This window comes from Methylorubrum sp. SL192 (assembly GCF_026672325.1).
Classification (GTDB): Bacteria; Pseudomonadota; Alphaproteobacteria; order Rhizobiales; family Beijerinckiaceae; genus Methylobacterium; species Methylobacterium extorquens.
In genome coordinates this window covers 735,527-760,666 of record NZ_JAPPQV010000003.1, presented here as the reverse complement: position 1 = coordinate 760,666, position 25,140 = coordinate 735,527, and the positions used below count along the sequence as shown (strand labels likewise).

Annotated in this window: 21 protein-coding genes; 10 read left to right on the top strand and 11 right to left on the bottom strand. The window is 68.8% G+C overall.

The window, feature by feature from the left end; genetic code table 11:
• Positions 1-300: 300 nt before the first annotated feature.
• The 7 genes from ispG to OVA30_RS04345 all read left to right on the top strand — a co-directional run bounded on the left by ispG (position 301) and on the right by OVA30_RS04345 (position 10,234).
• Positions 301-1,629: a flavodoxin-dependent (E)-4-hydroxy-3-methylbut-2-enyl-diphosphate synthase gene (ispG, locus tag OVA30_RS04375; RefSeq protein ID WP_003601088.1), complete on the top strand. Its 1,329-nt coding sequence runs from the start codon at positions 301-303 to the stop codon at positions 1,627-1,629.
• A 318-nt stretch (positions 1,630-1,947) separates the two neighbouring features.
• Positions 1,948-3,954: a potassium transporter Kup gene (locus OVA30_RS04370; protein ID WP_012253194.1), complete on the top strand. Its 2,007-nt coding sequence runs from the start codon at positions 1,948-1,950 to the stop codon at positions 3,952-3,954.
• 271 nt (positions 3,955-4,225) lie between these two features.
• Positions 4,226-6,460, top strand: coding sequence for a TonB-dependent siderophore receptor (locus OVA30_RS04365; RefSeq protein ID WP_268174717.1), 2,235 nt, complete (start codon positions 4,226-4,228; stop codon positions 6,458-6,460).
• A 146-nt stretch (positions 6,461-6,606) separates the two neighbouring features.
• Positions 6,607-7,104 carry a hypothetical protein gene (locus tag OVA30_RS04360; protein ID WP_268174716.1) on the top strand — a complete coding sequence of 166 codons (498 nt, stop codon included), beginning with the start codon at positions 6,607-6,609 and terminating at the stop codon, positions 7,102-7,104.
• Positions 7,105-7,218: 114 nt separating this feature from the next.
• Positions 7,219-8,337: a histidinol-phosphate transaminase gene (hisC, locus tag OVA30_RS04355; RefSeq protein WP_268174715.1), complete on the top strand. Its 1,119-nt coding sequence runs from the start codon at positions 7,219-7,221 to the stop codon at positions 8,335-8,337.
• Positions 8,334-9,272, top strand: coding sequence for a prephenate/arogenate dehydrogenase family protein (locus OVA30_RS04350; RefSeq protein ID WP_268174714.1), 939 nt, complete (start codon positions 8,334-8,336; stop codon positions 9,270-9,272). The genes hisC and OVA30_RS04350 overlap by 4 nt, the downstream gene beginning before the upstream one ends.
• A gap of 17 nt (positions 9,273-9,289) precedes the next feature.
• A complete protein-coding gene (locus OVA30_RS04345; RefSeq protein ID WP_253388996.1) occupies positions 9,290-10,234 on the top strand; it encodes a glycosyltransferase family 2 protein in 945 nt (314 codons plus the stop codon).
• Positions 10,235-10,269: 35 nt separating this feature from the next.
• On the opposite strand, the gene OVA30_RS04340 is transcribed toward OVA30_RS04345, so the two are convergent.
• The 4 genes from OVA30_RS04340 to OVA30_RS04325 form a co-directional block, all read right to left on the bottom strand.
• Positions 10,270-10,629, bottom strand: a complete 360-nt coding sequence (locus OVA30_RS04340; RefSeq protein WP_056462465.1) for an HVO_A0114 family putative DNA-binding protein — start codon at positions 10,627-10,629, stop codon at positions 10,270-10,272.
• Positions 10,616-10,912 carry a toxin-antitoxin system TumE family protein gene (locus OVA30_RS04335; protein WP_268174713.1) on the bottom strand — a complete coding sequence of 99 codons (297 nt, stop codon included), beginning with the start codon at positions 10,910-10,912 and terminating at the stop codon, positions 10,616-10,618. The genes OVA30_RS04340 and OVA30_RS04335 overlap by 14 nt, the downstream gene beginning before the upstream one ends.
• Before the next feature lie 52 nt (positions 10,913-10,964).
• Positions 10,965-11,921: a DUF2125 domain-containing protein gene (locus tag OVA30_RS04330; RefSeq protein ID WP_268174712.1), complete on the bottom strand. Its 957-nt coding sequence runs from the start codon at positions 11,919-11,921 to the stop codon at positions 10,965-10,967.
• A 280-nt stretch (positions 11,922-12,201) separates the two neighbouring features.
• Complete coding sequence (locus OVA30_RS04325) at positions 12,202-12,645, bottom strand: hypothetical protein (protein WP_244414034.1); 444 nt, start codon at positions 12,643-12,645, stop codon at positions 12,202-12,204.
• Between the two features lie 298 nt (positions 12,646-12,943).
• On the opposite strand from OVA30_RS04325, the gene lptE reads away from it, so the two are divergent.
• Complete coding sequence (lptE, locus tag OVA30_RS04320; RefSeq protein ID WP_003601459.1) at positions 12,944-13,498, top strand: LPS assembly lipoprotein LptE; 555 nt, start codon at positions 12,944-12,946, stop codon at positions 13,496-13,498.
• A 10-nt stretch (positions 13,499-13,508) separates the two neighbouring features.
• Positions 13,509-14,540, top strand: a complete 1,032-nt coding sequence (gene holA / locus OVA30_RS04315; protein WP_015822180.1) for a DNA polymerase III subunit delta — start codon at positions 13,509-13,511, stop codon at positions 14,538-14,540.
• A gap of 141 nt (positions 14,541-14,681) precedes the next feature.
• On the opposite strand, the gene OVA30_RS04310 is transcribed toward holA, so the two are convergent.
• From OVA30_RS04310 to OVA30_RS04290, 5 genes are all read right to left on the bottom strand, one after another.
• Positions 14,682-15,578, bottom strand: a complete 897-nt coding sequence (locus OVA30_RS04310) for a ParB/RepB/Spo0J family partition protein (protein WP_015822179.1) — start codon at positions 15,576-15,578, stop codon at positions 14,682-14,684.
• A 33-nt stretch (positions 15,579-15,611) separates the two neighbouring features.
• The gene (locus OVA30_RS04305) at positions 15,612-16,472 is read right to left on the bottom strand and encodes a ParA family protein (protein WP_268174711.1); all 861 of its coding nucleotides are present in this window, start codon (positions 16,470-16,472) and stop codon (positions 15,612-15,614) included.
• Positions 16,469-17,104, bottom strand: coding sequence for a 16S rRNA (guanine(527)-N(7))-methyltransferase RsmG (gene rsmG / locus OVA30_RS04300; protein ID WP_268174710.1), 636 nt, complete (start codon positions 17,102-17,104; stop codon positions 16,469-16,471). The genes OVA30_RS04305 and rsmG overlap by 4 nt, the downstream gene beginning before the upstream one ends.
• 34 nt (positions 17,105-17,138) lie before the next feature.
• A complete protein-coding gene (gene mnmG, locus OVA30_RS04295; RefSeq protein WP_268174709.1) occupies positions 17,139-19,013 on the bottom strand; it encodes a tRNA uridine-5-carboxymethylaminomethyl(34) synthesis enzyme MnmG in 1,875 nt (624 codons plus the stop codon).
• 173 nt (positions 19,014-19,186) lie between these two features.
• Entirely contained in the window at positions 19,187-19,453 is a 267-nt protein-coding gene (locus OVA30_RS04290; RefSeq protein WP_268174708.1) for a DUF6894 family protein, read from the bottom strand.
• Between the two features lie 367 nt (positions 19,454-19,820).
• Between OVA30_RS04290 and OVA30_RS04285 the strand changes: the two genes are divergently transcribed.
• Positions 19,821-20,843, top strand: coding sequence for a PAS domain-containing protein (locus tag OVA30_RS04285; RefSeq protein ID WP_268174707.1), 1,023 nt, complete (start codon positions 19,821-19,823; stop codon positions 20,841-20,843).
• Positions 20,844-20,857: 14 nt separating this feature from the next.
• Here OVA30_RS04285 and mnmE read toward each other — a convergent pair whose 3' ends face one another.
• Both mnmE and OVA30_RS04275 read right to left on the bottom strand, forming a co-directional pair.
• Positions 20,858-22,192, bottom strand: a complete 1,335-nt coding sequence (gene mnmE / locus OVA30_RS04280; RefSeq protein ID WP_268174706.1) for a tRNA uridine-5-carboxymethylaminomethyl(34) synthesis GTPase MnmE — start codon at positions 22,190-22,192, stop codon at positions 20,858-20,860.
• A gap of 92 nt (positions 22,193-22,284) precedes the next feature.
• Positions 22,285-25,125 (bottom strand): leucine--tRNA ligase, encoded by a 2,841-nt coding sequence (locus OVA30_RS04275; RefSeq protein ID WP_268174705.1) that lies wholly within the window; start codon positions 25,123-25,125, stop codon positions 22,285-22,287.
• Positions 25,126-25,140 lie beyond the last annotated feature (15 nt).

Sequence of the window (25,140 nt, the reverse complement as noted above, 5' to 3'; positions counted from 1 at the left end):
TCAAATGGTGCAAAGCAGCAAGTGTGCCCGTGCGGTTCTTTGACCCGCGGGCAGGCGAATGCAAGATATGATAAGGCGCTTTCGCCTGTCGGCATCCTTGCATCTGCATGGCATACGCTCGACATCCCGATCCGGATGCGACATGGAAGCGGCCTTGGCGATCGAGGCGCGCCGCGCATCCGTTCGCGCGGTCGCGGCGGCAGGTCGCGGATCGCGCCGGTTTCGGTTAGGATCGCCCCTGCGCCTGCGGGACGCCCCCGGCCGGCACGCGCGGACAACAGTTTGACCCGCGAAGGCACGATGGAAGTCATGGAAGCTCCCGACGCCCTGGCAAACCCGATCGACTCCCGCAGCCCCAGCATGACGGGGCCGGAGATCGCCGGGCCGGCACCGCGCCACCGCACCGTCGGCGTGCAGATCGGCAGCGGCGAAGGGGCCGTCACCGTCGGCGGCGGCGCCCCGATCGTCGTGCAGTCGATGACCAACACCGACACGGCCGACATCGACGGCACCGTGGCCCAGGTCGCCCAGCTCGCCCGCGCCGGCTCGGAGCTGGTGCGCATCACCGTCGATCGCGACGAGGCGGCGGCCGCCGTGCCGAAGATCCGCGAGCGGCTCGACCGCATCGGCGTGCACGTGCCGCTGATAGGCGACTTCCACTACATCGGTCACAAGCTCCTCTCCGACCACCCGGCCTGCGCCGAGGCGCTGGCCAAGTACCGGATCAATCCGGGCAATGTCGGCTTCAAGGAGAAGAAGGACACCCAGTTCTCGACCATCGTCGAGCAGGCGGTCCGCTACGGCAAGACCGTTCGCATCGGCGCGAACTGGGGCTCGCTCGATGGCGAACTCCTCACCCACCTGATGGACGAGAACGCCAAGCTGCCCCGCCCCATCGATGCCCGTGCGGTCATGCGCGAGGCGATGGTGCAGTCGGCGCTGACCTCCGCCGACCGGGCGGTGGCGCTCGGCCTGCCCAAGGACCGCATCATCCTCTCGGCCAAGGTCTCGGCGGTGCAGGATCTGATCGCGGTCTACCGCGAAGTGGCGCGCCGTTCCGACTACGCGATCCATCTCGGCCTGACCGAGGCCGGCATGGGCTCGAAGGGCATCGTCGCCGCCTCCGCCGCCATCGGCGTGCTGCTGCAAGAGGGCATCGGCGACACGATCCGCTACTCGCTGACGCCCGAGCCCGGCGGCGACCGGACCGTGGAAGTGAAGGCCGCGCAGGAACTCCTGCAGACCATGGGCTTCCGCACCTTCGTGCCGCTCGTGGCGGCCTGCCCCGGCTGCGGCCGGACGACCTCGACCACGTTCCAAGAACTCGCCCGCGACATCCAGAACTGGATCTCCACCTCCATGCCGGAGTGGAAGAAGTCCTATCCGGGCGTGGAAGGCCTCAACGTCGCGGTGATGGGCTGCATCGTGAACGGTCCCGGCGAATCGAAGCATGCCGATATCGGCATCTCGCTGCCCGGCACCGGCGAGAGCCCGAGCGCCCCGGTCTTCATCGACGGCAAGAAGGCGATGACCCTGCGCGGCGCCACGCTCGCCAAGGACTTCGAGACGATCGTGGTCGATTACATCGAGCGCCGCTTCGGCCAGGGCAAGCGCGACGCCGCCGAGTGAGCCCCTCGGGTGGGCCGGCTCCCGAAACCTTCGCGGTGAGGGAAGCGGCCCGCCCGTCGTTGTCCGAGACGGCCCGCCCTGTCGGCGGACCGCTCACGCTGCCCTCCGCCCCGCCTCGCGCCCGCCGTGCTCTCCGGTTCGCGCCTCGCGAACCGCACGCGGGTGGTTTCCTGTGCCGCGAGACGGCGTGCGGTGGTATGGCCGCCTCAGGGGCGCCGCGGTGACCGGCGCGCATCGATCCGCATCTCCGACGCATTCCCTTCATGCGACTCCGGCACACCCGGCCGGACGACGCGCGAGCCCAGGCACGCCTGCCCGATGACCCAGCCCGCCAGCCCCCATACCGCCGGATCCACCCTGCCGGACGGCCCCGTCGCCGCGGTCGCGGGCGGGCCGGCGCCCGGCGAGGGAGGCCCGGTCGCGGCCTCGGCGGGCGCGGTCGACGCGTCTCCGGAGGAGGCGCACGGCCACGCCAAGACCGGCTTCTGGGCCCTCACGGTCGGCTCCGTCGGCGTCGTCTACGGCGATATCGGCACGAGCCCGCTCTACGCCTTCCGCGAGGCGCTCGCGCCTTCGCGCAGCGACGGTATCCTGTTGGCCGAGGAGGTGATCGGCACCGCCTCGCTCATCATCTGGGCGCTGCTCCTGATCGTGACGATCAAGTACGTCGCGATCCTGCTGCGCATGGACAATAACGGCGAGGGCGGCATCCTCTCGCTGATGGCCCAGGCCCGCCACGCGCTCGGCGGCTCCAAGATCGTGTTCATGCTGGGCCTGCTCGGCGCCTCGCTGTTCTACGGCGATTCCGTCATCACCCCGGCGATCTCGGTGCTCTCGGCGGTGGAGGGCCTGAAGCTCGTCACGCCCGCCTTCGAAGACTACGTGCTGCCGATCACGGTGGCGATCATCCTCGGCCTGTTCGCGGTGCAGAGCCACGGCACGGCGCGGGTCGCGACCTTCTTCGGGCCGGCCATGGTGGTGTGGTTCCTGGCCATGGCCGCCGCCGCCCTGCCGCACATCGCCGGCAATCCCGGCGTGCTGGCCGCCTTCAATCCCTGGTACGCCGTGCATTACCTCCTCGGCCACGGCACCGGCGCGCTGGTGGCGCTCGGCGCGGTGTTCCTAGCGGTCACCGGGGCGGAGGCCCTGTTCGCCGATCTCGGCCATTTCGGGCGCCGCCCGATCCAGGTGGCGTGGCTCGGCCTCGTCGCGCCCTGCCTCGTCCTGAACTATCTCGGCCAGACCGCCCTCGTGCTGGCCAAGCCCGAGACCACCGATCCGTTCTACCAGCTCGTGCCGGAATGGGGCCTGATCCCCATGGTGCTGCTGGCCACGCTCGCCACCGTCACCGCGAGCCAAGCGGTCATCACCGGCGCGTTCTCGCTGTCGCGGCAGGCGATCCAGCTCGGCATGCTGCCGCGCATGGAGATCCGCCACACCTCCGAGGCGCATTCGGGCCAGATCTACCTGCCGCAGATCAACACCCTGCTCGCTCTGGGCGTGGTGATCCTGGCGATCAGCTTCCGCTCCTCCTCGGCGCTCGCCTCCGCCTACGGCATCGCGGTGACGGGCACGATGCTGCTCACCGCCTCCATGGCCTACGTGGTGCTGTGGAAGGTCGTGCGCCTCTCGCCGCTGGTCTCGGCGGCGATCATCATGCCCTTCATCGTGCTCGAGTCGCTGTTCCTGCTCTCGAACCTGCTGAAGCTGCACGAGGGCGGCTACGTGCCCCTGATGCTCGCGGGCGGTCTGATGCTGATGATGTGGACCTGGGTGCGGGGCGTCACGATCCTGTTCAACAAGACCCGCAAGACCGACGTGCCGCTGGTCGAACTTGTCGGCATGCTGGAGAAGAGCACCTCCTACCAGCGGGTGAAGGGCACCGCGGTCTTCCTCACCAGCGATCCCGAGATCGCCCCGGCCGCGCTCCTGCACAACATGAAGCACAACAAGGTGATCCACGAGAAGAACGTGGTGCTCACCGTCGAGACCATGGACCGGCCCCGCGCCACTCAGAGCGAGCGCGTGCGCATCGAGCCCGTGGGCTTCGGCTTCTACCGGGTGGTGATGCGCTTCGGCTACATGGAGACGCCCAACATCCCGCGCACCCTGACGCTGCTCAAGCGCGAGGGCTTCAAGTTCGACATCATGTCGACCTCGTTCTTCCTGTCGCGCCGCTCGATCCGCCCGGCCGCCCATTCCGGCATGCCCCTCTGGCAGGACCGGATCTTCATCACGCTGGCCAAGAACGCCAACGACGCCACGGACTTCTTCCAGATCCCGACCGGCCGCGTCGTCGAGGTCGGCACGCAAGTAACCGTGTAGCATCGAGCCCCCGCCGCGCGGCGGGATCGCCAAACGGTCGTTTTCCTCAAAGACGACATCCGATGGTTGCGCTGAGATCCTGTGGCCGGCTCGCTACAGGACGGTCATTTGCGCGCGACTGTCTTGCGTGCCCGCGCGCCGTCTCTTACGGCTGAGCTTACGAAAAGTAAGCAACAACAACAGTTTAGCATAATTCCAAACAACAGACCGATCCCAGTCCGCGCGTCCCTGCGGAGGCTGTCGGCTGTTCTGGGCAGATGGGGTCAGGAGTATGGGGTCGGTTCGCACTCTCGTCGGCGTCCGCGCCCTGCGGACGATGGCGCTGACAGGCGCCTCGTTGATGGCCCTGACCCTCGCAGCTGCCGCGCAACAGGCGACGGCACGGCTGGAGGAACTGTCGGTCGAAGGCAGCGGCCGGGGCGCCGGCGCCACCGGCGGTCCGCCGGCCCAGCGCGGCGCCGACGGACGCGCGGCGCCCGAGGATCCGCGCGGCCCCGTCGCCGGCTACGTCGCCACCCGCTCGGTCACCGCGACCAAGACCAACACGCCCCTGATCGAGACGCCCCAGGCGATCACCGTGATCGGCCGCGAGCAGATCGAGGCGCAGGGCGCGCAGACGCTGACCCAGGCGACGCAGTACACCGCCGGCATCTATTCCGGCGTCTACGGCGCCGATGAGCGCGTCGATTTCTTCACCCTGCGCGGCTTCGTGGCGAGCGATTACGGGATCTACAAGGACGGCCTGCAACTGCTGAACTACGGCTTCGGCACGCTGAAGACTGAGACCTTCGGCCTGGAGCGCATCGAGGTGCTACGCGGCCCGGCCGCGGTGCTGTTCGGCGCCGGCAACCCCGGCGGCCTCGTCAACCAGGTCACCAAGCGCCCGACGCTCGCGCCCTTCGGCTATGTCGAGATCGCCGGCGGCTCGTTCGGGCAGGTCTACGGCGCCTTCGACGTCGGCGGCCCGGCCGACGATTCCGGCCACCTGTTCTACCGCCTCACCGGTATCGGCCGGCAGGGCGGCACCCAGGTCGAGGGCGCGGATTCCGACCGCGCCTATATCGCTCCGGCCTTCACGTGGCGGCCGGATGCCGGCACCACCTTCACGGTGCTGACGAGCTATCAGCGCGATTCCACGGCCGTGACCGCGAACTTCCTGCCCTATGCCGGCACCGTGCGCCCCAACGCGAGCGGCCTGCGCATCGACCGCTCCCTCAATGTGGGTGATCCGCGCATCAACAGCTTCCAGCGCGAGCAGGTCTTCGCCGGCTACGAGTTCGAACACGCGGTCGACGACGTGTGGACCGTGCGCCAGAACTTCCGCTACTCGTTCTCGGACGCGACGCAGAATTCGTATATCGGCCAGCTCGGATACGCCGACCTGCCGCAGACGCAGCTCGCCCGCTACCAGTTCCAGTACAGCGACAAGGTCAGCCTGTTCCAGGTCGACAACCAGGCCGAGGCCCGGTTCTCCGATGGGTTCGTTGCCCACGACGTACTGTTCGGTATCGATTACAAGAACTACTCGCTCTACGACAATCAGGCCTCGCTCTTCCCCGCGCCGAACCTGAGCATCATCAACCCGCTCTACGGGCAGATCGTCGGCCGGCCCCTGCCCTATCAGGTCGACGTCAACAGCTTCCGGCAGCTCGGCTTCTACGCCCAGGACCAGATCAAGCTCACCGACCGGCTGAGCCTGATCGGCGGCCTGCGCTACGACATCGCCAACAGCGACGTGCTCAGGAAGCTCGCGCCGGACACGAGCACGTCCCGTACCGATACGGCGCTCACCGGCCGCATCGCGCTGCTCTACAACTTCGATCCCGGTATCGCCCCCTACGTCGCCTACTCGACCTCGTTCCAGCCGCAGATCGGCGTCGATGCCATCACCGGAGGATCGCTCTCGCCGGATCGGGGCGAGCAGATCGAGGTCGGCCTGAAGATCGAGCCGGTCGGCGAGCGCTTCTCCCTCAACATCGCCGCCTTCGACCTCGTGCGCGACAACCCGCCCTTCCCGGTCATCGTCGGCTTCGGCAGCACCCAGCTCGGCACCGTGCGCTCGCGCGGCATCGAGGGGCAGTTCGTCGCCAGCCTCGCGGAAGGGCTGAACGTCGTCGCGGCGGTGACCCACTACGATCTCGAATACACCCGGGTCCGGGACGCCGCGCTCGGCGACCTCGTCGGCAAGACCCCGACCAACGTGCCGGAGACCTTCGCCTCGGTCTTTGCCGACTACACGATCCCCCTGGGCGACTGGCGCGGCTTCGGTTTCGGCGGCGGCGTGCGCTATGTCGGGCGTTCCTACGCCGACCAGCTCAACAATCTGAAAGTGCCGGACTACGTCCTGTTCGACGCGACCGTGCACTACAACTGGGAGCGCTGGCGCATGGCGATCACCGCCGCCAATCTCGGCGACCGCCGCTTCGTCACCTCGTGCCAGTCGGCCAATTCCTGCTTCTACGGCGAGGCCCGCCGCGTGCTGGCGAGCGTGAGCTATCGCTGGTGAGCCGCTGGCGCGGGCTTCCGTGCACGAATCGCCGCAGGACCCGTCCGCGGGCCCTGCGTCAGCTTGGAGGCGGCGGGCGGCCGGGCTATCTCGGGTTTGTCTAAGCGGATCGTGAGAATCCGTATCTCGAGGAACGCCCCACCGCCATGATCGTCCGCTCCCTCATCGCCGCCGCCCTGATCGGCGGCATGGCTCACCCTGCCGCCGCGCAGGACACCGCCCCGCCGCCTGCCGCGACCGCGCCGCAGGAGCCCTCGCAGAACCCCTCGCAAGAGCCTTCGCGGGAGGCCGCCCCGCCGCGGCCGATCCGCAACGCGCCGAGCCCGCGGGCGCTGGAATTCGCCGCCTACATCTTCTCGGCGGTCAATGTCTGCGGCTATCGGCTCAACGCGCCCGAATTCGAGGCGCTGCTCGCCAAGCAGAACACGCGGCCCGAGGACGTGAGCCCCCGCGGCCCCTTCGGCAACCGGGTGATCGGCATCTTCACCCTGATGTCCAACCAGATGAACCTCAACCGCGAACAGGCCTGCCTCGCGGTGGCCGGCGAGTACGGCCCCGAGGGGAACGTGGTGAAGAACGTCCTGCTGCCGCCGGGCTCCGGCGAGCCGGTCCCCGCGCCGGAAGGCAAGCCGGCGCAGCCGTAACCGCCCCCGCTGGCCGAGGGAGTGCCGCCGCAAAGTCGGCGGCTCCCCGTTCCCGCGAAATGCTGTAGAGGGACGGGCGATACCCGCGTCCGTCTCTCCCGCTGGCTCTGGCCCATGTCCGCAACCGATCCCGTGCTTCGCCCTCAGCCGCGCCCCGGCGTGCTCGCCATCGAGGCCTACGTGCCCGGCAAGAGCGCTGCGCCGGGCGTGGCGAAGATCCACAAGCTCTCCTCGAACGAGACGCCTTTGGGCCCGAGCCCGCACGCGATCGAGGCTTTGCGGGCCGAGGCCGCGACGCTCGCCCTCTATCCCGACGGCAGCGCGACCCGCCTGCGCACGGCGATCGGCGCGCGCTACGGCATCGATCCCGCCCGCATCGTCTGCGGTGCCGGCTCGGACGAGCTGCTGACGCTGCTGGCGATGGCCTTCGTCGGGCCGGGCGACGAGGGCATCTTCTGCGAGCACGGCTTCCTCGTGTACCGCATCGCGATCCTCACCGCGGGCGGCACGCCAGTGGTGGCGCCGGAAACGAACCTGACGGCGGATGTCGATGCCATCCTCGCCGCGGTCACGCCCCGCACCCGGATCGTCTATCTCGCCAACCCCAACAACCCGACCGGCACCTACCTGCCGTTCGAGGAGGTGCGCCGCCTGCATGCCGGCCTGCCCGGCAACGTGCTCCTCGTGCTCGACGGGGCCTATGCCGAGTACGTGCGCGCCAACGACTACACCGCCGGCCTCGAAATGGCGCTCGATGCCGCCAATGTCGTGATGACGCGCACCTTCTCGAAGATCCACGGGCTCGCGGCGCAGCGCATCGGCTGGATGGTCGGCTCCGAGACCGTGGTCGATGCGATCAACCGCATCCGCGGACCGTTCAACCTCTCGGCGGGCGGCATCGCGGCCGGGGCGGCGGCGATCGCCGACGAGGCCCACGTTGCCGCGGCGGTGGCCCACAACGACGAATGGCTTGCCTGGCTCACCCGCGAGGTCGAGGCGCTGGGGCTCACCGTGACGCCGAGCGTCGGCAACTTCCTGCTCGTCCACTTTTCGGACAAGCCCGGCCGCACGGCGGCGGAAGCGGATGCGCATCTGACACGCGCGGGCGTGATCGTGCGGCGCGTCTCCTCCTACGGCCTGCCCAACGCCCTGCGGGTGACCGTCGGCGGCGAGGAGGCCAATCGCGCCTTCGTGGATGCGCTGGCCGCTTTCCTGGGAGCCCAGCGTTCGTGACCGAGGGGGTGGAGCGCTTCGCCATCGTCGGGCTCGGCCTGATCGGCTCCTCGATCGCCCGCGGCGCCCGGACCTATGGGCTGGCGCGGGAGATCGTGGCGATCGACCGCGACGCGGGCGTGATCGGGCGCGTGAAAGCCCTGAATCTGGCGGACGAGGCGAGCACCGAAGCCTCGGCGGTGGCGGGCGCCGATCTCGTCATCCTCTGCGTGCCGGTGGGCGCCATCGGCGCGGTGGCGGCCGAGATCGCGCCGCATCTGAAGCCGGGCGCGGTGGTCTCGGATGTCGGCTCGGTCAAGGCCGCGGTGGTCGCGGCCGTCGCGCCGCATCTCTCCTCGGACAATCCGTTCGTTCCGGCGCATCCGGTGGCGGGCACCGAGTATTCCGGGCCGGATTCGGGCTTCGCCACCCTGTTCTCGAACCGCTGGTGCATCCTCACGCCACCGGAGGGGACGGATCCGGCGGCGGTCGAGCGGGTGCAGGGCCTGTGGCAGGGCTTGGGCGCCATCGTCGAGACCATGACGCCCGAGCACCACGACCTCGTGCTCGCCATCACCAGCCATGTGCCGCACCTGATCGCCTACAACATCGTCGGCACCGCGGCCGACCTCGAAGAGGTCACCCAGTCGGAGGTGATCAAGTTCTCCGCCGGCGGCTTTCGCGATTTCACCCGCATCGCCGCCTCCGACCCGACCATGTGGCGCGACATCTTCCTGACCAACCGCGACGCGGTGCTGGAAATGCTCGGACGCTTCAACGAGGATCTGTCCGCCCTGTCGCGGGCGATCCGCTGGGGTGACGGCGAGGCGCTGCACGAGCTGTTCACCCGCACCCGCACCATCCGCCGCGGCATCGTCGCCATGGGTCAGGAAACGGCCGAGCCGGATTTCGGCCGCGCCCGCAACGCGGCGGCGCCCGCGGCGAAGCAGAGCTGAAGGAAAGGGCGCCCGAGATGCGCACATTCGCCATCGTTGCCGTCGTCGAGGGGGCGGCGCCCGAGCTGTTCGAGTGGCTCGCCTTCCACCGGGCGGTCGGCGTGCGCCACTTCGTGATCTACGACAACGGACTCGACGGTGAGGCTGCGGCGTTCCTGAAGGCGCAGGCGGCGATCGGCGTCACCACCCTGCCCTGCCCGACCCGGGTCGACCGCACCCCGCTTTTTGCGGCCTACGACCATTTCCTCGCGTCATGGGCGCGGCTGTTCCGCTTCGCCGCCTTCCTCGGCACCGATGAATTCCTGGTGCCGGCGCCCGGCCGTTCGATCGAGGACTGGATCGCCCGCATCCCGCCGCATGCCGGCGCGGTGGTGGTCAACCGGCGCGTCTTCGACACCGCGGCGCCGGAGGGTCCTGCCTCCGGGCTCGTCCTGCGCCGTTTCCCTCGCTCTCTCGCGCAGGCCGACCACGCGGAGAACCGCGTCGTCACATCGATCTACCGGCAGGGCGCCATCACCACGATCGCCGACCCGCACATGACGGAACTCGTGCGGGGCGAGCGGCTGATGAGCGATTTCGGCCCCGCCGAGCCGGACCCGCAGCGGCCCGGCGCGATCCTCGCCGTGCGGCACGGGGAGATCCGGCTCAACCACTATCCCCGTCCCGTTCCGGGCGCGCCGCCCCCCGAAACGCGCGCGGAGACGGAGCCGTGCACCCGGACGGCCAGCTGGGTGCCGCCGACCCTGGACGAGATGCGCCATCTCCTGGCTTACGTGGAGAGTGTCGCGCCGGCCGAGGCCGCGCGGCTGCGCGCACGCAGCGCCGCCGTGCCCGAGCTGGCGCAGCCGGTCGCGCCGCGGGAGCATCGCCTGTGGCGGCTGCGCCATCTGCACAGGCCGCGAGTGGAAGCCGCTGGGCGCTTCGTCCGGCGCAAGATTTTTGGGGCGCCGCGCCCCTGGTAGGCGAGGGTCGGAGCGGTCTGTATCGGGCGCCCAGATCAGGCCGCGATGCGGATCGTCGAGGTGATCTCGTCCACGTCGCTCGACAGGCGGCCGTCGGCCTCTCGCGTCACCAAGCCGAGTTCCGTCAGCGCCACCACATCCTCGTGCACGCGTCGGACATCCCGCCCGAGCGATCGGGCGAGGGCACGGATGCCGCTCTCGGGTGAGCGCCGGAGGTGACGCAGGAGTTCGTAGCGTTTGGGCGTCAGAACTGCGCACAGGGCCGCCCAATCCCGGAACAGGATGCGGTCGCTCGCCGGAGCCGGCTGATCGTCCTGCGCGGCTTTCCAAGCCTTCGCCACGTCCGCCGCAGCCTCGCGCAGGGACCGGCCGACCTCGATCTCAGTCTTTGCCATGGTCCCTTCTCCAGCTCTCGACGGCTGCGACGAAGTCGTCGAGCAAACGATCGACACCCAAGAAGTGATACGGCGTTTCTGCGCCGCCATCGTGCCGGTGGTCGCCCTTGCCGCGTTCGTTGTCGAAGCCGATCACCCGCACCCCGTCCACGATGTAGACGAGGCGGTACTTGAAGCGGTGCGCTGACGGCGGAACCGGCTCAGGCACACGCCACACCACCAGTTCCGCGAAATCCCGGTCGCCGAAAATCACGCGACGGCGTATGACGAGCGCCGCCTTCATGTTGGCATGTTATGACAACAGCCCTGGCTGTCAAGCACCGGGCGGCACCCGCTCAGTACAGGGCCGGCAGCACCACGTTCGGCACGGCGAGCGGGCCAAGCATCAGGCGTCCGTCGCCCAGGCGGAGCGTCGGCAGGGGCTTGAGGCCGTTGGGGCTGTCGGCCGCCTGCACCTCGCCGGCGGCGCTCTCGCGCTTGCGCAGGCCGCCGAGGAACTGGCCGACGAGGTTGCCGATCAACGCGCCCTTGTCCGAGCCGTAGCGCTGGCCCATCACCTGCCCGACCAGGGCTTCGAGCCCGAGCGCGCGGATCTCAAAGCGTCCCTCGGGGCGATGCGCCTCGTCGAGGCCGACTTCGCCCTTGGCCTGAAGGCGGCGCTCGCCCTTGGCGATCGACAGGCGGGTCACGTCGAGGCGGCCATCGGCCTGACGCCATTTCTCCAGTTCTCGCGCCACCGTGCCGGTGCGCAGCACCGTGGCCCGCTCGATGGTCGTGTCGAGATCGACATCGGCCGGGTCGCCGCTGCCGCTCAGGGCGTCGAGCTGCGGCACGGCGGCCTTGGCGAGGCGCAGGCTGATGTCGATGGCGCCGTCGCTCTCGAAGCGTCCGGGGGTCGGCCGGGCGTGGAGTTCGAGGTGCTGGACGGCGAAGTCCACCGGGCCCGGATCGGGGGATTGCACCGTGCCCTTGGGGCCATCGACGACGACAGAGGCGCGGCTGAAGCCGTTCGAGGCGGCGTGGAAGCTCGCTTCGAGAGACGTCCAGGTCACGTCGGCGGTCAGATCGCCCTGCTCGACACGGAAGGGGCCGGCGACTTCGAGAACGGCGTGGCGCGGATCATAGACCTGCACCACGGCGGTGGTCGGCCCGAGGGTGAAATTGCCGTCGGAGCGGGCGAAGCGGACCGAGCCGCAGCGCAGTTCGAGACGGAAGGGATAGCCGGTGATCGAGCGGTCGGCGCAGGTCCATTGCCGGCCGGCCTGCGCTTCACGGGCGAGCCACGCATCCATCTCGCTCTCGGCCTTGCCGCGGATGAAGAACCACGCGGCGGTCCAGGCGACGACGAGGATGGCAAGCAGGATGTAGGGAAGGAACAGGCCGATTCGCCGCCGCCGGGGGGCGATCCGCCGGGAATGGGATCGAGTGTCTGCGCCATCGGCCTCGTTCCTGCGCGGCCCGGCAGGAGAGGCCGGACGCCCCGTGTTTGGAGACCGGGGCTGTCCAAGGCAAGGGCCCTGCCCTCCCGCTGGCTTTCACAGGCCAGCGAGTGGACACCGGCCGGGCACGGGATCAGGCGTTCCCCTGCTCCGTGTCGGCGGCGAGGTCGAGCACGACGGCGCGACGCTCGGTCTCCCCCTCGGCGAGGCGGTGGACGTGCATTTCCGTCGCGCCTTCCTGGCGGGCGCGGGCCAGCCAGTTGCGGTGCAGGCGCTCGCGCGGCCCCTTGCCGGTCGCGGCGATGGACACAGCCTGGGCAATGCCGGCTTCGTCCCGCCGCACGGCGATGACCACCGCCTCATCGACCTCAGCGAGGTCGGGCTCGGCAAGTTCGTGGACGCCGACGACGTAGCGGCGGCCGGACCGCCCGCGCCACGCGCTCAAAGCGGGGGCGGCAACGCCGCGCAGGCCCGCCATGGTTCGGAGACGCTCCTCGCGCACATCCGCTCTCCGGGATCGATCGTCCTTCAGATCGCGGAGCGCGACCGACCAGGACAGGGCTCGTTTGTTCGCCATTTGTTCTGTTCTACAGCGCTCGTCCGATCGCCGTCAAGGCGCTGGTTCGGAACGGTTTCCGGGGTCAGGATAAGGTGGGGATCGCCGCTTGGTTCCACAAGCGACGGGGTCGCCCGGCGTCCCGATTCGGTCGAACGATCTTGGTCCCGCCGCACAGCATTCTTAAAGCACGAGTCTGGCAGGGTGACCGGGCGCGATGCCTGCCGTACAAGCGGAGCGGTGTGCTGCGCTTAGGGTCGAAGCGCCGGTTTTCGGACGGATCGACGTGACGCGGCGAGGAACAGCCTTGGGGCAGGGAATGGGTGTGGCGAGGAACAGGCCGGGGGTTCGGATCGCGCGGCTCGCGCTCGCCGCCGGCCTCGCGCTGAATCTCGGTGCCTGCTTTCGTCCCCTCTACGGGCCGACGGCGTCGGGCGAGTCGATGCAGGGTCTGCTCGCCGCGATCCAAGTCGATGACGTCAACATGGCGCAGGATCAGGAGCGCCTCGGGCACTACCTACGCAGCGAGCTGATCTTCGATCTCGACGGCTCTGGCCAGGCTGCCGTGCCCAAGCGCTACCGGCTGAAGATGCAGGGCTCCGAGCAGGTCCAGACGCCGATCGTCTCCTCGACCACGGCGCGGGCGGAAGCGGGCACCATCGTCGGCACGGTGAAGTTCTCGCTGGAGAGCCTGGACGGGCGCCGCGTCCTCACCGAGGGCGTCGCGACCGGCACCGCGACCTACGATCGCTCGATCCAGCGTTTCGCCTCGTTGCGCGCCGCGCGCGACGCCGAGATCCGCCTCGCCAAGGTGCTCGCCGAACAGATCAAGACCCGGATCGCCTCCGTCCTCACCGTCAAGACGAACCCCTGACGGGCGTGGCATGACGGCGGTCAAAGCCGGCGATGTCGAGGGGCTGGTCCGGCGCGGCCCCGATCCGCGCATTGCGGTGGTTCTGGTCTACGGGCCGGATGTCGGCCTCGTCGCCGACCGGGCGATGCGGCTGGTCCGGGGGATGGTCGCCGACCCCGACGACCCCTTTGCGCTGATCAGGATCGACGGCGACACCCTCGCCTCCGATCCGGGCCGCTTGGTCGACGAGGCCGGCACCGTCGGCCTGTTCGGCGGCAGCCGCACGATTTGGGTCCGCTCCGGCAGCCGCAATTACGCGCCGGCCGTCGATGCGGTGCTGAAGGCGCCCACCGAAGGCGCCCGCATCGTTGTGGAGGCGGGCGACCTCGCCCGCTCCGCCCCCCTGCGCACGCTCTGCGAGGGATCGCCCAAGGCGCTCGCCCTGCCCTGCTACCCCGACGACGAGCGCACGCTCGCCGATCTGATCGAGCGCACGCTGCAGGAGGACGGGCTGCGCATCGACCGCGACGCCCGCGACCTGCTGACGGGCAGCCTCGGCAGCGACCGCCGCGCCAGCCTGTCCGAGATCGGTAAGCTTGCCCTCTACGCCCGCGGCCAGGGCAGCGTCGGCGTGGACGACGTCGAGGCGATCGTCAGCGATGTCGGAGCGAGCGTCCTCAACGCGCTGATCGACGCGGCCTTCGCCGGCCGCGCCAGCGAGGCCGAGCGCGAGTATCGCCGCTTCCGCCACGAGGGGATGGACCCCTCGGCGATGCTCGGCGCCGGGTTGCGCCACGCCCTCACGCTGCTCTCCCTACGCCTCGACAATCCGCGCGGCAGCGCGAGCCAGATCGTCGCCAATTGGCGCGGCCTGCATTTCCGCCGCAAGGCGCTGGCCGAAACCCAGCTCGCCCGCTGGTCGGCACCGGGGCTGCAACAGGCCGTGGCGTGGCTCCAGGACGCGGTGCTCGCCTGCCGCCGCTCGGAGCCGGACCTCGCCCATGCTCAGGCGCAGGGCGTGTTCCTGCGGATCGCCATCGAGGCCGCGCGGCGGCGCGCCTGAGGGCGGCACTGGGCTCTTCTCAGCCCCTGGCGCTCGCTTCGTGAGAGCGGCGGAGAGTGCCTCACAAAACTCCCGATCTCTGACCGTTCTCGTTCTGGCGATGACATCGCAGCGGGCGTTTTGTGAGAGACACTTAGCCCCTCAGGCTCCACCGAGCTTGCGGCAGAGCGCGTCGCGCTCCTCGGCGCTAGTGTAGCGGATGCGGATCTCGCCCTCCCCGCTCGCCTTAGCCTTCACCGCCACGCTGTAGCCGAGCGCTCGGCCGAGCACGTCCTCCAGCGAGCGAAGGGCGGCGTCGCCCTCGGCGGAGCGGCGCGGACGGCCGGGGCGCGGCGTGTCGTCCTGCGGGGCCTCTGCCGCGGCCAGCGCCTCGACCTCACGCACCGACAGCCCCTCGGCCACGATCCGGCGGGCCACCGCCTCCGGGTCGCGAACGGAGAGAAGCGCGCGGGCATGGCCGGCGGTGATCTCGCTGGCGATCACCCGGTCCTGAATCGCAGGAGGAAGCTGGAGTAGGCGAAGGGTGTTGGCGAGATGGCTGCGGCTCTTGCCGAGCAGGTCGGCCAGCTCGGCCTGGGTATATTTGAACTCGCCCATCAGCCGCTCGTAGCCCGACGCCTCCTCGATGGCGTTCAGGTCGGCCCGCTGGACGTTCTCGAGGATCGCGTATTCGAGCGAGGTGCGGTCGTCGATCTCGACCACCACCACCGGCACCTCGTTGAGGCCCGCCCGCTGGGCCGCGCGCCAGCGCCGCTCGCCGGCGACGATCTCGAAGGTGCCGGGTACACCCGAGAGCGCACGCACGACGATCGGCTGGATCACGCCGCGCTGGCGGATCGAGGCCGCCAGCTCGTCGAGCTCCGGCTCCGAGAAGCGGCGGCGCGGGTTGCGCGGGTTCGGGCGCAGGAACTCCACCGCCACCTTGCGCTGCGCATGTCCGGCGGTGCGGGCCGCCTCCTCCGGCGCGTCGTCGGAAAAGTCGCCGATCAGCGCCGCAAGGCCGCGGCCGAGCCGCGGGCGCGCCGTATCATCCGCCATTGCCACGATCGAAACTCCAAACTTTCAAAAGACTTAGGCGGCTGCGGCGGGCGGGGGCGCCCGGCCCTCGCGTTGGATCACTTCGGAAGCGAGCCGCAGATAGGCCTGCGAGCCGGCGCATTTGAGATCGTAGAGCAGCACCGGCTTGCCGTGCGAGGGCGCTTCCGAGACGCGCACGTTGCGCGGGATCATCGTCTCGTAGACCTTGTCGCCCATGAAGCCGCGGACATCGGCGACCACCTGGGTCGAGAGGTTGTTGCGCGGGTCGTACATGGTCAGCACGACGCCTTGGATCTGAAGCTTGGGGTTCAGCGCGCCGCGAACCTGCTCGACGGTGCGCAGCAACTGGCTCAGCCCTTCGAGGGCGAAGAACTCGCATTGCAGCGGCACCATCACCGCGTCGGCGGCCGCGAGGGCATTGATGGTGAGCAGGTTGAGCGAGGGCGGGCAGTCGATCAGCACGTAGCTGATCGGTTCGATCTCTTCCGGCATCGTGAGGTCGCGCAGGATGTTGCGCAGGCGGTGGGCCCGGTCGGAGGCGCTCGCCAGTTCGAGTTCGAGGCCGAGCAAGTCCATCGTCGAGGGGGCGACCGAGAGGCGCGGCACCGCAGTCGGCGTGATGGCGTCCACCAGCGGGGCCTCGCCGGCCATGACATGATAGGTCGAGACCTTGCGGCGACGGCGATCGATGCCGAGACCGGTGGAGGCGTTGCCCTGCGGGTCGAGGTCGATCACCAGAACCTGCTCGCCGATCGCGGCCAGCGCCGTGCCGAGATTGATCGCCGTCGTGGTTTTGCCGACACCGCCCTTCTGGTTGGCGAGCGCGAGCACGCGCAGCGGTTTGGGGTGAGCAGGAGCAACCTGCGCCGGTGAGGCCGTGGATGAGTCGGTCATGGGTCCACGCGGGAAAGCGACGTGACGCGCACGATCCGTGCCTGCGAGTCGGTGCGGCTCGGAATCAGGTCGCGGGTGAATGTCCACTCATCCTCGGCCTCGGTCAATTCCGTGGCTGCATCACGTCCCTTCGGAAACAGCCCGATGGTGCCGCTTGTCAACAAAGGTTCGGTCCAGGCGAGCAGTTGCGAGAGCGGGGCGAGGGCCCGGGCGCAAACGATCTCAGTGTCGGTGAGGCTGCCGATCACCGCTTCGATGCGCGCATTGTGGACTGTTACCGGTGCGCCGGTGAGGCGCGCGGTCTCGGAGAGGAAGGCGCATTTGCGCGCGTTGCTCTCGACCAGGCGGACATGGAAGCCCGGCCGTTCCTTGCCGGCTATGGCGAGGATGAGACCGGGGATTCCAGCGCCCGAGCCGAGGTCGAGCCAGCGGGTCGCTTCGGGGGCAATGCTGAGAAGCTGGAGGGCGTCGGCGATGTGCCGGTGCCAGACCTCCTTCAGCGTTGCGGGGCCGACGAGGTTTTTGACGGTCTGCCAGCGGGTGAGCTGTGCAACGTAGAGATCAAGAGACGCAGCTGTTTCACGTGAAACATGATGCTCGCTGAGGACGCGTGTGCGCAGATCAGTGCTCATTCTGCCGTCCTCGGGTCGGGGCAGGCCGGCTTTCTCATGCCGAGGCCTGAACCCGGCCCCGGCGGGCGTGGGCGGCGAGTAGGGTCAGGGCGGCCGGTGTCACGCCCTCGATGCGCGCGGCCTGCCCCAAAGTGGTCGGGCGAACGCCGTCGAGCTTCACCCGCATCTCGTTGGAAAGGCCGGCGATGGCGCCGTAATCGAGGGAGGTCGGCAGGCGCACCGCCTCGTCGCGGCGGAAGGCCGTGATGTCGGCCTGTTGCCGATTGAGATAGACGGCGTAGGTCGCGTCCGTCCGGAGGCGCTCTGCGACACGTGGCGGCACCGCTGCCAGTTCGGGCCAGACCGCCGCGAGCCGCTCCCAGCCGATTTCCGGATAGGACAGAATCTGGAAGGCGCTGCGGCGCAGCCCGTCATGGTTGAGGGCAAGGCCGTGCTGGGCCGCCTCATTCGGGGTGAGGCTCAGGGTATCGAGCCGGGTGCGTGCCTCGGACAAAGCTGCCTGCGAAGTCGCGAAATGCGCGGCCCGAACCGAGCCGACACAGCCGAGAGCCGCACCGCGGGGCGTGAGGCGCTCGTCGGCATTGTCGACGCGCAGGCTCAGGCGGTACTCCGAGCGCGAGGTGAACATGCGGTATGGCTCGCTCACCCCGTGGGTGACGAGGTCATCGATCATCACGCCGAGATAGGATTCGGCCCGGTCGAAGATCGCGAGATCGGAGCCGCCCGCCAGCCGGGCCGCGTTGAGGCCGGCCACAAGCCCCTGCCCTGCCGCCTCCTCGTATCCGGTGGTGCCGTTGATCTGGCCCGCCAGGAACAGGCCGGGCAGACGCTTGGTCTGGAGCGTCGCGTCGAGTTCGCGGGAATCGACGTAATCGTACTCGATGGCGTAGCCGGGGCGCAGGATGCGGGTCCGCTCCAGCCCGGGGATGGCGGCGATGATGCCGGCCTGAACCTCTTCGGGAAGCGCGGTCGAGATCCCGTTCGGGTAGACGGTCGGATCGTCGAGCCCCTCCGGCTCAAGGAAGATCTGGTGGCCCTCGCGGTCGCCGAAGCGCACGACCTTGTCCTCGATCGAGGGACAATAGCGCGGGCCGCGGCTGCTGATGCCGCCGGAATACATTGGTGAGCGGTGGAGGTTGGCCCGGATCAGGTCGTGCACCGCCTGGGTCGTGCGGGTGATGCCGCAGGCGATCTGCGGCGTGGTGATCCGCTCGGTCAGGGTCGAGAACGGCACGGGCTCGGCGTCTGCGTGCTGCATCTCCAGCGCGGCCCAATCGATCGTGCGTCCATCGATACGCGGCGGCGTGCCAGTCTTCAGGCGGCCGAGGCGGAAGCCGTGCCGGTCGAGCGTGCGCGCCAGCCCCACGGCAGGCTCTTCGCCGACGCGGCCGGCGGGAATCTGCCGCTCGCCGATATGGATGAGGCCGCGCAGGAAGGTGCCCGTGGTGATGACGACAGCCGCCGCGGTGAGTGCGCGCCCGTCCGTAAGCGTCACGCCCGCCACACGGCCTGAATGCACGGTCAGGTCGTCGGCCTCGCCCTCGATCACGGTGAGTTCCGGGGTCTCTGCGACCGCCGCCTGCATGGCTCGGGCGTAGAGCGCCCGGTCGGCCTGGGTGCGCGGGCCGCGCACGGCCGGGCCCTTGCGGCGATTGAGCAGGCGAAACTGAATGCCGGCGGCGTCCGCGACACGGCCCATCAGCCCGTCGAGGGCGTCCACCTCGCGCACGAGATGGCCCTTGCCGAGGCCGCCGATGGCCGGGTTGCACGACATCGCACCGATGGTGGCCGCCCGGTGCGTCACCAAAGCGGTGCGGGCGCCGACGCGCGCGGCTGCCGCGGCCGCCTCGACGCCGGCATGGCCGCCGCCGACGACGATGACGTCGTAACTGTGAGAATGGGCGTGCATGACCCGTGCTTATGCGCGCGCCATCAGCGAGGTCAACGCAGACCCGCTTCATCGCCTGATTTGGCGAGGGCTCGGAGCCTTCGGCCCTGCCCGCTTTTCCGGTCTTGATCCTGCAAAACGCTGCGGTTGCTGCTCAGGCCTGATGGCCGGCAAAGAGCTTTGCGCGGTTCAGGTCAGGCGGCGGACCGGGATGGCTCCGAGGCGGTCGAGGCAAGGGAGGGGCGTATCTGGAGGTCGATGCGGAAGGCCGAGGATGTCGCCTCTTCGATCACTTCCAGGGACCACGTGTCCCCCAGGGTCAACCGATGGCCCGATTCCTTGAGCAGCGAACCGGCATAGTGGACGGCTGCGCGCAGGGCCGCGTCCAGATCGACGCATTCGACCCCGTCGTCATCCACGATGCCGAGGCCGTCGTGCACGTTGAAGAAGTACCTTGGCATGTCGCATTCGGTCATTGAGCCTAAAGACAAGCAATGATGCCTGATGGCTCAACGCGAATAAAGACTCTGCTCGACATTTTTTTGAGCATTTTATGTTCATATGGCGCGATGACAATCTATGCACCTCCATAAACTGGTCTATGTCTCTCACGATTGGAATAATATGTTACAGCACTTAAGAAAAATAGTTCGCCGCGTATCGCCGGCAATAAAGTTGCGCAAAATCAAGATATGCGGGGACGAGCATTCAGTCCGTCGGTCGGGATAGGGGGCGGTTCTCGCAGATCAGCCCGATTCCCCGGTGAGAGGTGAGCAAAAATCGTTCAGGCCCTTCCGTATCGCGCAGCCTTCCGGCATCGACCCATCGATGAACGCAGCGGATCTCAGCTTCACCTCGTCCGACTTCCTGCGGCTTCTGGAAGGTCTCGGCCTCACCGGTAGCTGGGGCTGGACGCTTGCAACGGGGGACCAAGTTTGGTCGCCCGGCCTCTTCCGCCTGCTCGGGCTTGAGGTCGGCGAGGTCACACCGAGTTATGAACGGCTGATCCAGTTCGTACATCCGGAGGACCAGGACCGGCTCGAGCGAGCGGATGACGTCAGACGTGACGGTTTGCTCGGCACGCACACGGTCCGTGTGCTGCGCCCCGATGGGGCCCTGCGGATCCTGAACCTTCAGGGCACCGTCTATCACACGCCCGAAGGCCGCCCGCGCGCGGCGGCCGGCATCGTGCTGGATGTGACGGATCGTGAGCAGATGGCGGCGGCGTTGCGCATGGAGCGCCGTCGCCAATGGACTCTGTTCGAGGTGCTGCAATCCTGGTCCAATGCCGCGCTCTATGTCGGCGGGCAGCGGACGGCGTCGCCCGAGATCCTCAGCCTGACCGGTGTGAGCGCGGAGGTGTTCAGGGCCGATTGCGACCGGATCGTCGCCCCGGACGACCGCGCCCGCATGCGGGCCCACATTCAGGCCATGATCGCCGAGGGGAAGTCGTTTGAGGTCTCGAAGCGCCTGCTGTTGGCGGATGGCGACCAGGGCGCGTTCCGCTTTCTCTACACCCCTGTTCGCGACGCAGCGGGGCGCACCGAGACCTGGGCGACCTACGCCTCTCGGCTCGGTGGCCCAAAGGCGCCTGTCATTGATCCGGTGCGCCGAGGGCTGGTGCAGGGCATCGACGGCAGCCATTTGCGGGCGGCGAGGGCGCTGCTCGGCTGGTCGATGCAGGATCTGGCTCAGGCAGGCGGGCTGTCCTTCGCCACCGTCCGCCGCCTCGAAGAGAATGCCGGCGGGCGTCGTGCCCACAGCCATGAGAGGGCGGTCGCCGCGCTTCAGAAGGGCGGGATCGGCTTCCAGATCGTCGAGGGCAACAGGATCGCGCTGTTCCGGCGCTAACCCCTGTCGGTCCCTTATTTGCCGATGCAGAAGCCGGCGAAGAGGCGGTCCAGCATCTCCTCGACGCCGACATGCCCCCCGACCTCGCCCAGCGCCCGGACGGCGAGCCGGAGATCCTCCGCCACCAGTTCCGGCGGGAAACCGGCCGCTGCGGTGGCGACACGGTCGAGATGAGCCGCGGCCCGGGACAAAGCCTCTCGATGACGCTCACGGGTGACGAGGGCATCGCCCTGACTGAGGGCGGTTTGGGCTGCGGCCTGGATGGCATCCAGCAGCGCGTCGAGTCCGACCCCCGTGACGGCGGAGATGGCGAGGCCGCCCTCCCCCGGCACCTCCAGCGCGAGGTCGGTTTTCGTGCGAACGAGAAGGACGGGGACGTCCGCAAACCGCCGGGCGTCAGCCTTGCCGTCCGCCGGCACGAGATGGAGCACGAGGTCGGCGCTGCGGATCCGGCTTTGCGTGCGCTTGACGCCCTCCGCCTCGATCGCATCCGCCGTCTCGCGCAGGCCCGCGGTATCGACCAGCACGACCGGCAACCCACCGAGATCGCAGCGCACCTCGATGGCATCGCGGGTCGTGCCGGGAATGTCGGAAACGATGGCCGCGTCGCGCCCGCTCAGCGCATTGAGCAGGGTCGATTTTCCGGCGTTGGGCGCGCCCGCCAGCACGACGCAGAACCCCTCGCGCAGGCGCTCGCCCCGGCGCCCGTCGGCCAGTGCGGCTCGGATCGCATCGCGCAAGGCGGTGGCGCGGCCGGACAGGGCGGCATCGAGGCCGTCCTCATCGACATCGCCTTCATCGGCAAAATCGAGGGCCGCCTCCGCTCCGGCGAGCAGATCGATGCCGGTCTCGCGCCATGCGGCGACCTGGCGGCCGAGGGCACCGTCGAGCTGACGCAGGGCCTGGACACGCTGCGCTTCGGTCTCGGCGTCGATGAGGTCGGCGATCCCTTCCGCCTCGGTGAGGTCGATGCGGCCGTTGAGGAAGGCGCGGCGGCTGAACGCCCCGGCTTCCGCCGGCCGGCAACCCGGCACGCCTGCGAGCGCCCGCAGCACGGCGGACCGCACGGCGAGGCCCCCATGCAGGTGCAGCTCGGCCATGTCCTCGCCGGTGGCGGTGGCAGGCCCCGGCAGCCATGCCACGAGAGCCTGATCGAGGATATCGCGGGAGTCAGGGTCACGCAGGCGGCGCAGGGAGAGACGGCGCGGCTCCGGGCGCCCGCCGGCCAGATGGTCGAGCGCCAGCCCCGCCGCCGGCCCGCTGATGCGCACCACCGTCACCGCCGCCCGGCCGAAGCCGCTCGCCGGGGCGAAGATGGTGTCGTCGCGGTCGGGAAGGGGTGGGGACATGACGGTAGAGGCTATCCCGCCGCCGAGCCCGATTCCTCCTGTAGGGAGGAAGGACGCGGCAGCTGCGAGACCTGTTTTATGCGAGAGGCCGGTCAGACCACCAGATTGACGATCCGCCCCGGCACGACGATGACCTTGCGCGGGGCCCGGCCTTCGAGGGCGCGCTGCACCGGTTCCAGGGCGAGCGTCGCCGCCTCGACGGCCTTGGCGTCCGCGTCGCGCGGAACGGTCACGTCCGCCCGCTTCTTGCCGTTGATCTGGACCGGAAGAGTGATCTCATCCTCGACCAGCAGCGCCTGATCGGCCACCGGCCAAGCCGTCTCCGCGACGAGCCCCTGCCCGCCCAGCACGCGCCAGGATTCCTCGGCGAGATGCGGCATCATCGGTGCGATGAGCTGCACGAGGATGCGGGCCGCCTCGCCCGCCGCGGCCTTCGAGGCAGCTGCGCGCAGGCCCTCGTCGAGGGCATTGGCCAGGGTGTAGATGTGGGCCACGCAGCGGTTGAAGCGCAGGCGCTCGATATCCTCGCCGACGGCAGCGAGCGCTTTGTGGGCGGCCTTGCGCAGGGGAGCATCGACGGTGCCGCCAGGCCCGTTCGCGGCGGTCGCGCCGTGGACGAGGCGCCAGACGCGCTGCACGAAGCGGGCCGCACCCTGCACGCCCTCTTCGGTCCAGATCACGTCGCGCTCGGGCGGCGAGTCGGAGAGCATGAACCAGCGCGCGGTATCAGCGCCGTAGCTGGCGATGATGTCGTCGGGGTCGACGACGTTCTTCTTCGACTTCGACATCTTCTCGGTCGGGCCGATCTCGATCGGCTCGCCGGTTTTCACGTGAAATGCCTTGCGCGCGCCGTCCTGCGTCTCGAAGCGAATCTCGGCGGGCGGCGTCCAGGCGCCGGCCGCATCCTTGTAGGTCTCGTGGACGACCATGCCCTGCGTGAACAGGCCGGCGAACGGCTCGGACACGCCGGACCAGCCCGTCGCCTGCATCGCCCGCATGAAGAAGCGCGAGTAGAGCAGGTGCAGGATCGCGTGCTCGACGCCGCCGATATATTGGTCCACGGCCAGCCAGTGATCGACCGTCTTACGGTCGGTCGGGGCGTCGGCGAGCCAGGGCGCCGTGAAGCGGGCGTAATACCAGGACGAATCGACGAAGGTGTCCATGGTGTCGGTCTCGCGCCGCGCCGCCGCGCCGCAGCGCGGACACGGCACGTGACGCCACGCTTGGTCTCGCTCCAGCGGATTGCCGGGCTGGTCGAACGAGACCTCGTCCGGCAGCTTCACCGGCAGGTCTTCCACCGGCACCGGCACGGGGCCACAGGCCTCGCAGTGGATGATCGGGATCGGGCAACCCCAGTAGCGCTGGCGCGACACGCCCCAATCGCGAAGGCGGAACCGAGTCTTTCTCTGACCAACGCCTTTATCTACACAGATGCGCTTTGCAGCCTCTATCGCTGTTTCTACGCCTATAACATAACTAGGAGCTCCAGGTATGGGATGACTATAGTAGTAATAATCAGTGGATTTTGTGCGTTCAAAGTTTTTAAAGATATTGATGTATTCGTCGGCCTTATCGCCCATTTTTTCAATATTACGTCTAAATACGTTGCTGTCGAGGTACGATCCAGACGATCCCTCAGTGTAAGCTGTTTTTGTTATCTTGAAAAAACAAATCTCATCAGTTTCACCATCTTCGCCGGTCAATTCTAAATACTGAACTGGATTCTTATCGAAGGCCGCGCCAAATTCATTAAGCATCTCATCATCTGGGTCATTAGCCCCTGCAGGACGGAATACTTCAATTAAGCCGAGCCCGTACTTGTTGGCGAAGTCGAGGTCGCGCTGGTCGTGGGCCGGGCAGCCGAACACGGCGCCGGTGCCGTACTCCATCAACACGAAGTTCGCGACGAAGACCGGCAGCTCCCAGGACGGATCGAGCGGGTGGCGCACCGTGAGTCCGGTGTCGAACCCGAGCTTCTCCGCCGTATCGATCGCCTCCTGCGCGGTGCCGATGCGGCGGCACTCCTCGGCGAAGGCTTGCAGCGCCGCGGCCTTCGGGCCGGATTCGGCCAGCGCCCGGGCGAGCGGGTGATCGACGGAGATCGCCAGGAACTTGGCGCCGAACAGCGTATCGGGGCGGGTGGTGTAGACCGTCACCTCGTCCGTGCCGGCGAAGGGCGCGGCGAGCGCGAAGCGCACCTCCAACCCCTCCGAGCGGCCGATCCAGTTGCGCTGCATCAGCCGGACCTTTTCCGGCCAGCGCTCCAGCCCGTCGAGGGCGTCGTGCAGATCCTGCGCGAAATCGGTGATCTTGAAGAACCACTGGGTCAGCTCGCGCTGCTCGACGAGCGCGCCCGAGCGCCAGCCGCGCCCGTCGATCACCTGCTCGTTGGCGAGCACGGTGTGATCGACCGGGTCCCAGTTCACCTTGGCCGTGCGGCGGGTGACGAGCCCCTTGCCCAGGAAGTCGAGGAACATGCGCTGCTGGTGCTTGTAGTAGCCGGGATCGCAGGTCGCGATCTCCCGGCTCCAGTCCAGCGACAGGCCCATGCTCTGGAGCTGCCCGCGCATGGTGGCGATGTTGGCGTAGGTCCACTCCCGCGGGTTGACCTTGCGCTCCATGGCGGCGTTCTCGGCCGGCAGGCCGAAGGCGTCCCAGCCCATCGGGTGCAGCACGTTGTGGCCCTTGGCGCGCTTGTAGCGCGCCACCACGTCGCCCATCGCGTAGTTGCGTACGTGGCCGATATGGATGCGCCCCGACGGGTAGGGGAACATCTCCAGCACGTAGTATTTCGGGCGGGGATCGTCGTTCTTCGTCTCGAACAGCTTGGCCGCGTCCCAGGCCTGCTGCCAGCGCGGCTCGGCGTCCTTGGCGTTGTAGCGCTCTTGGTGGCGCTCCTGCGCGGTCGGGGAGGGCTGTGCGGAATCGGTCATCGGGAGCGCCGGGAT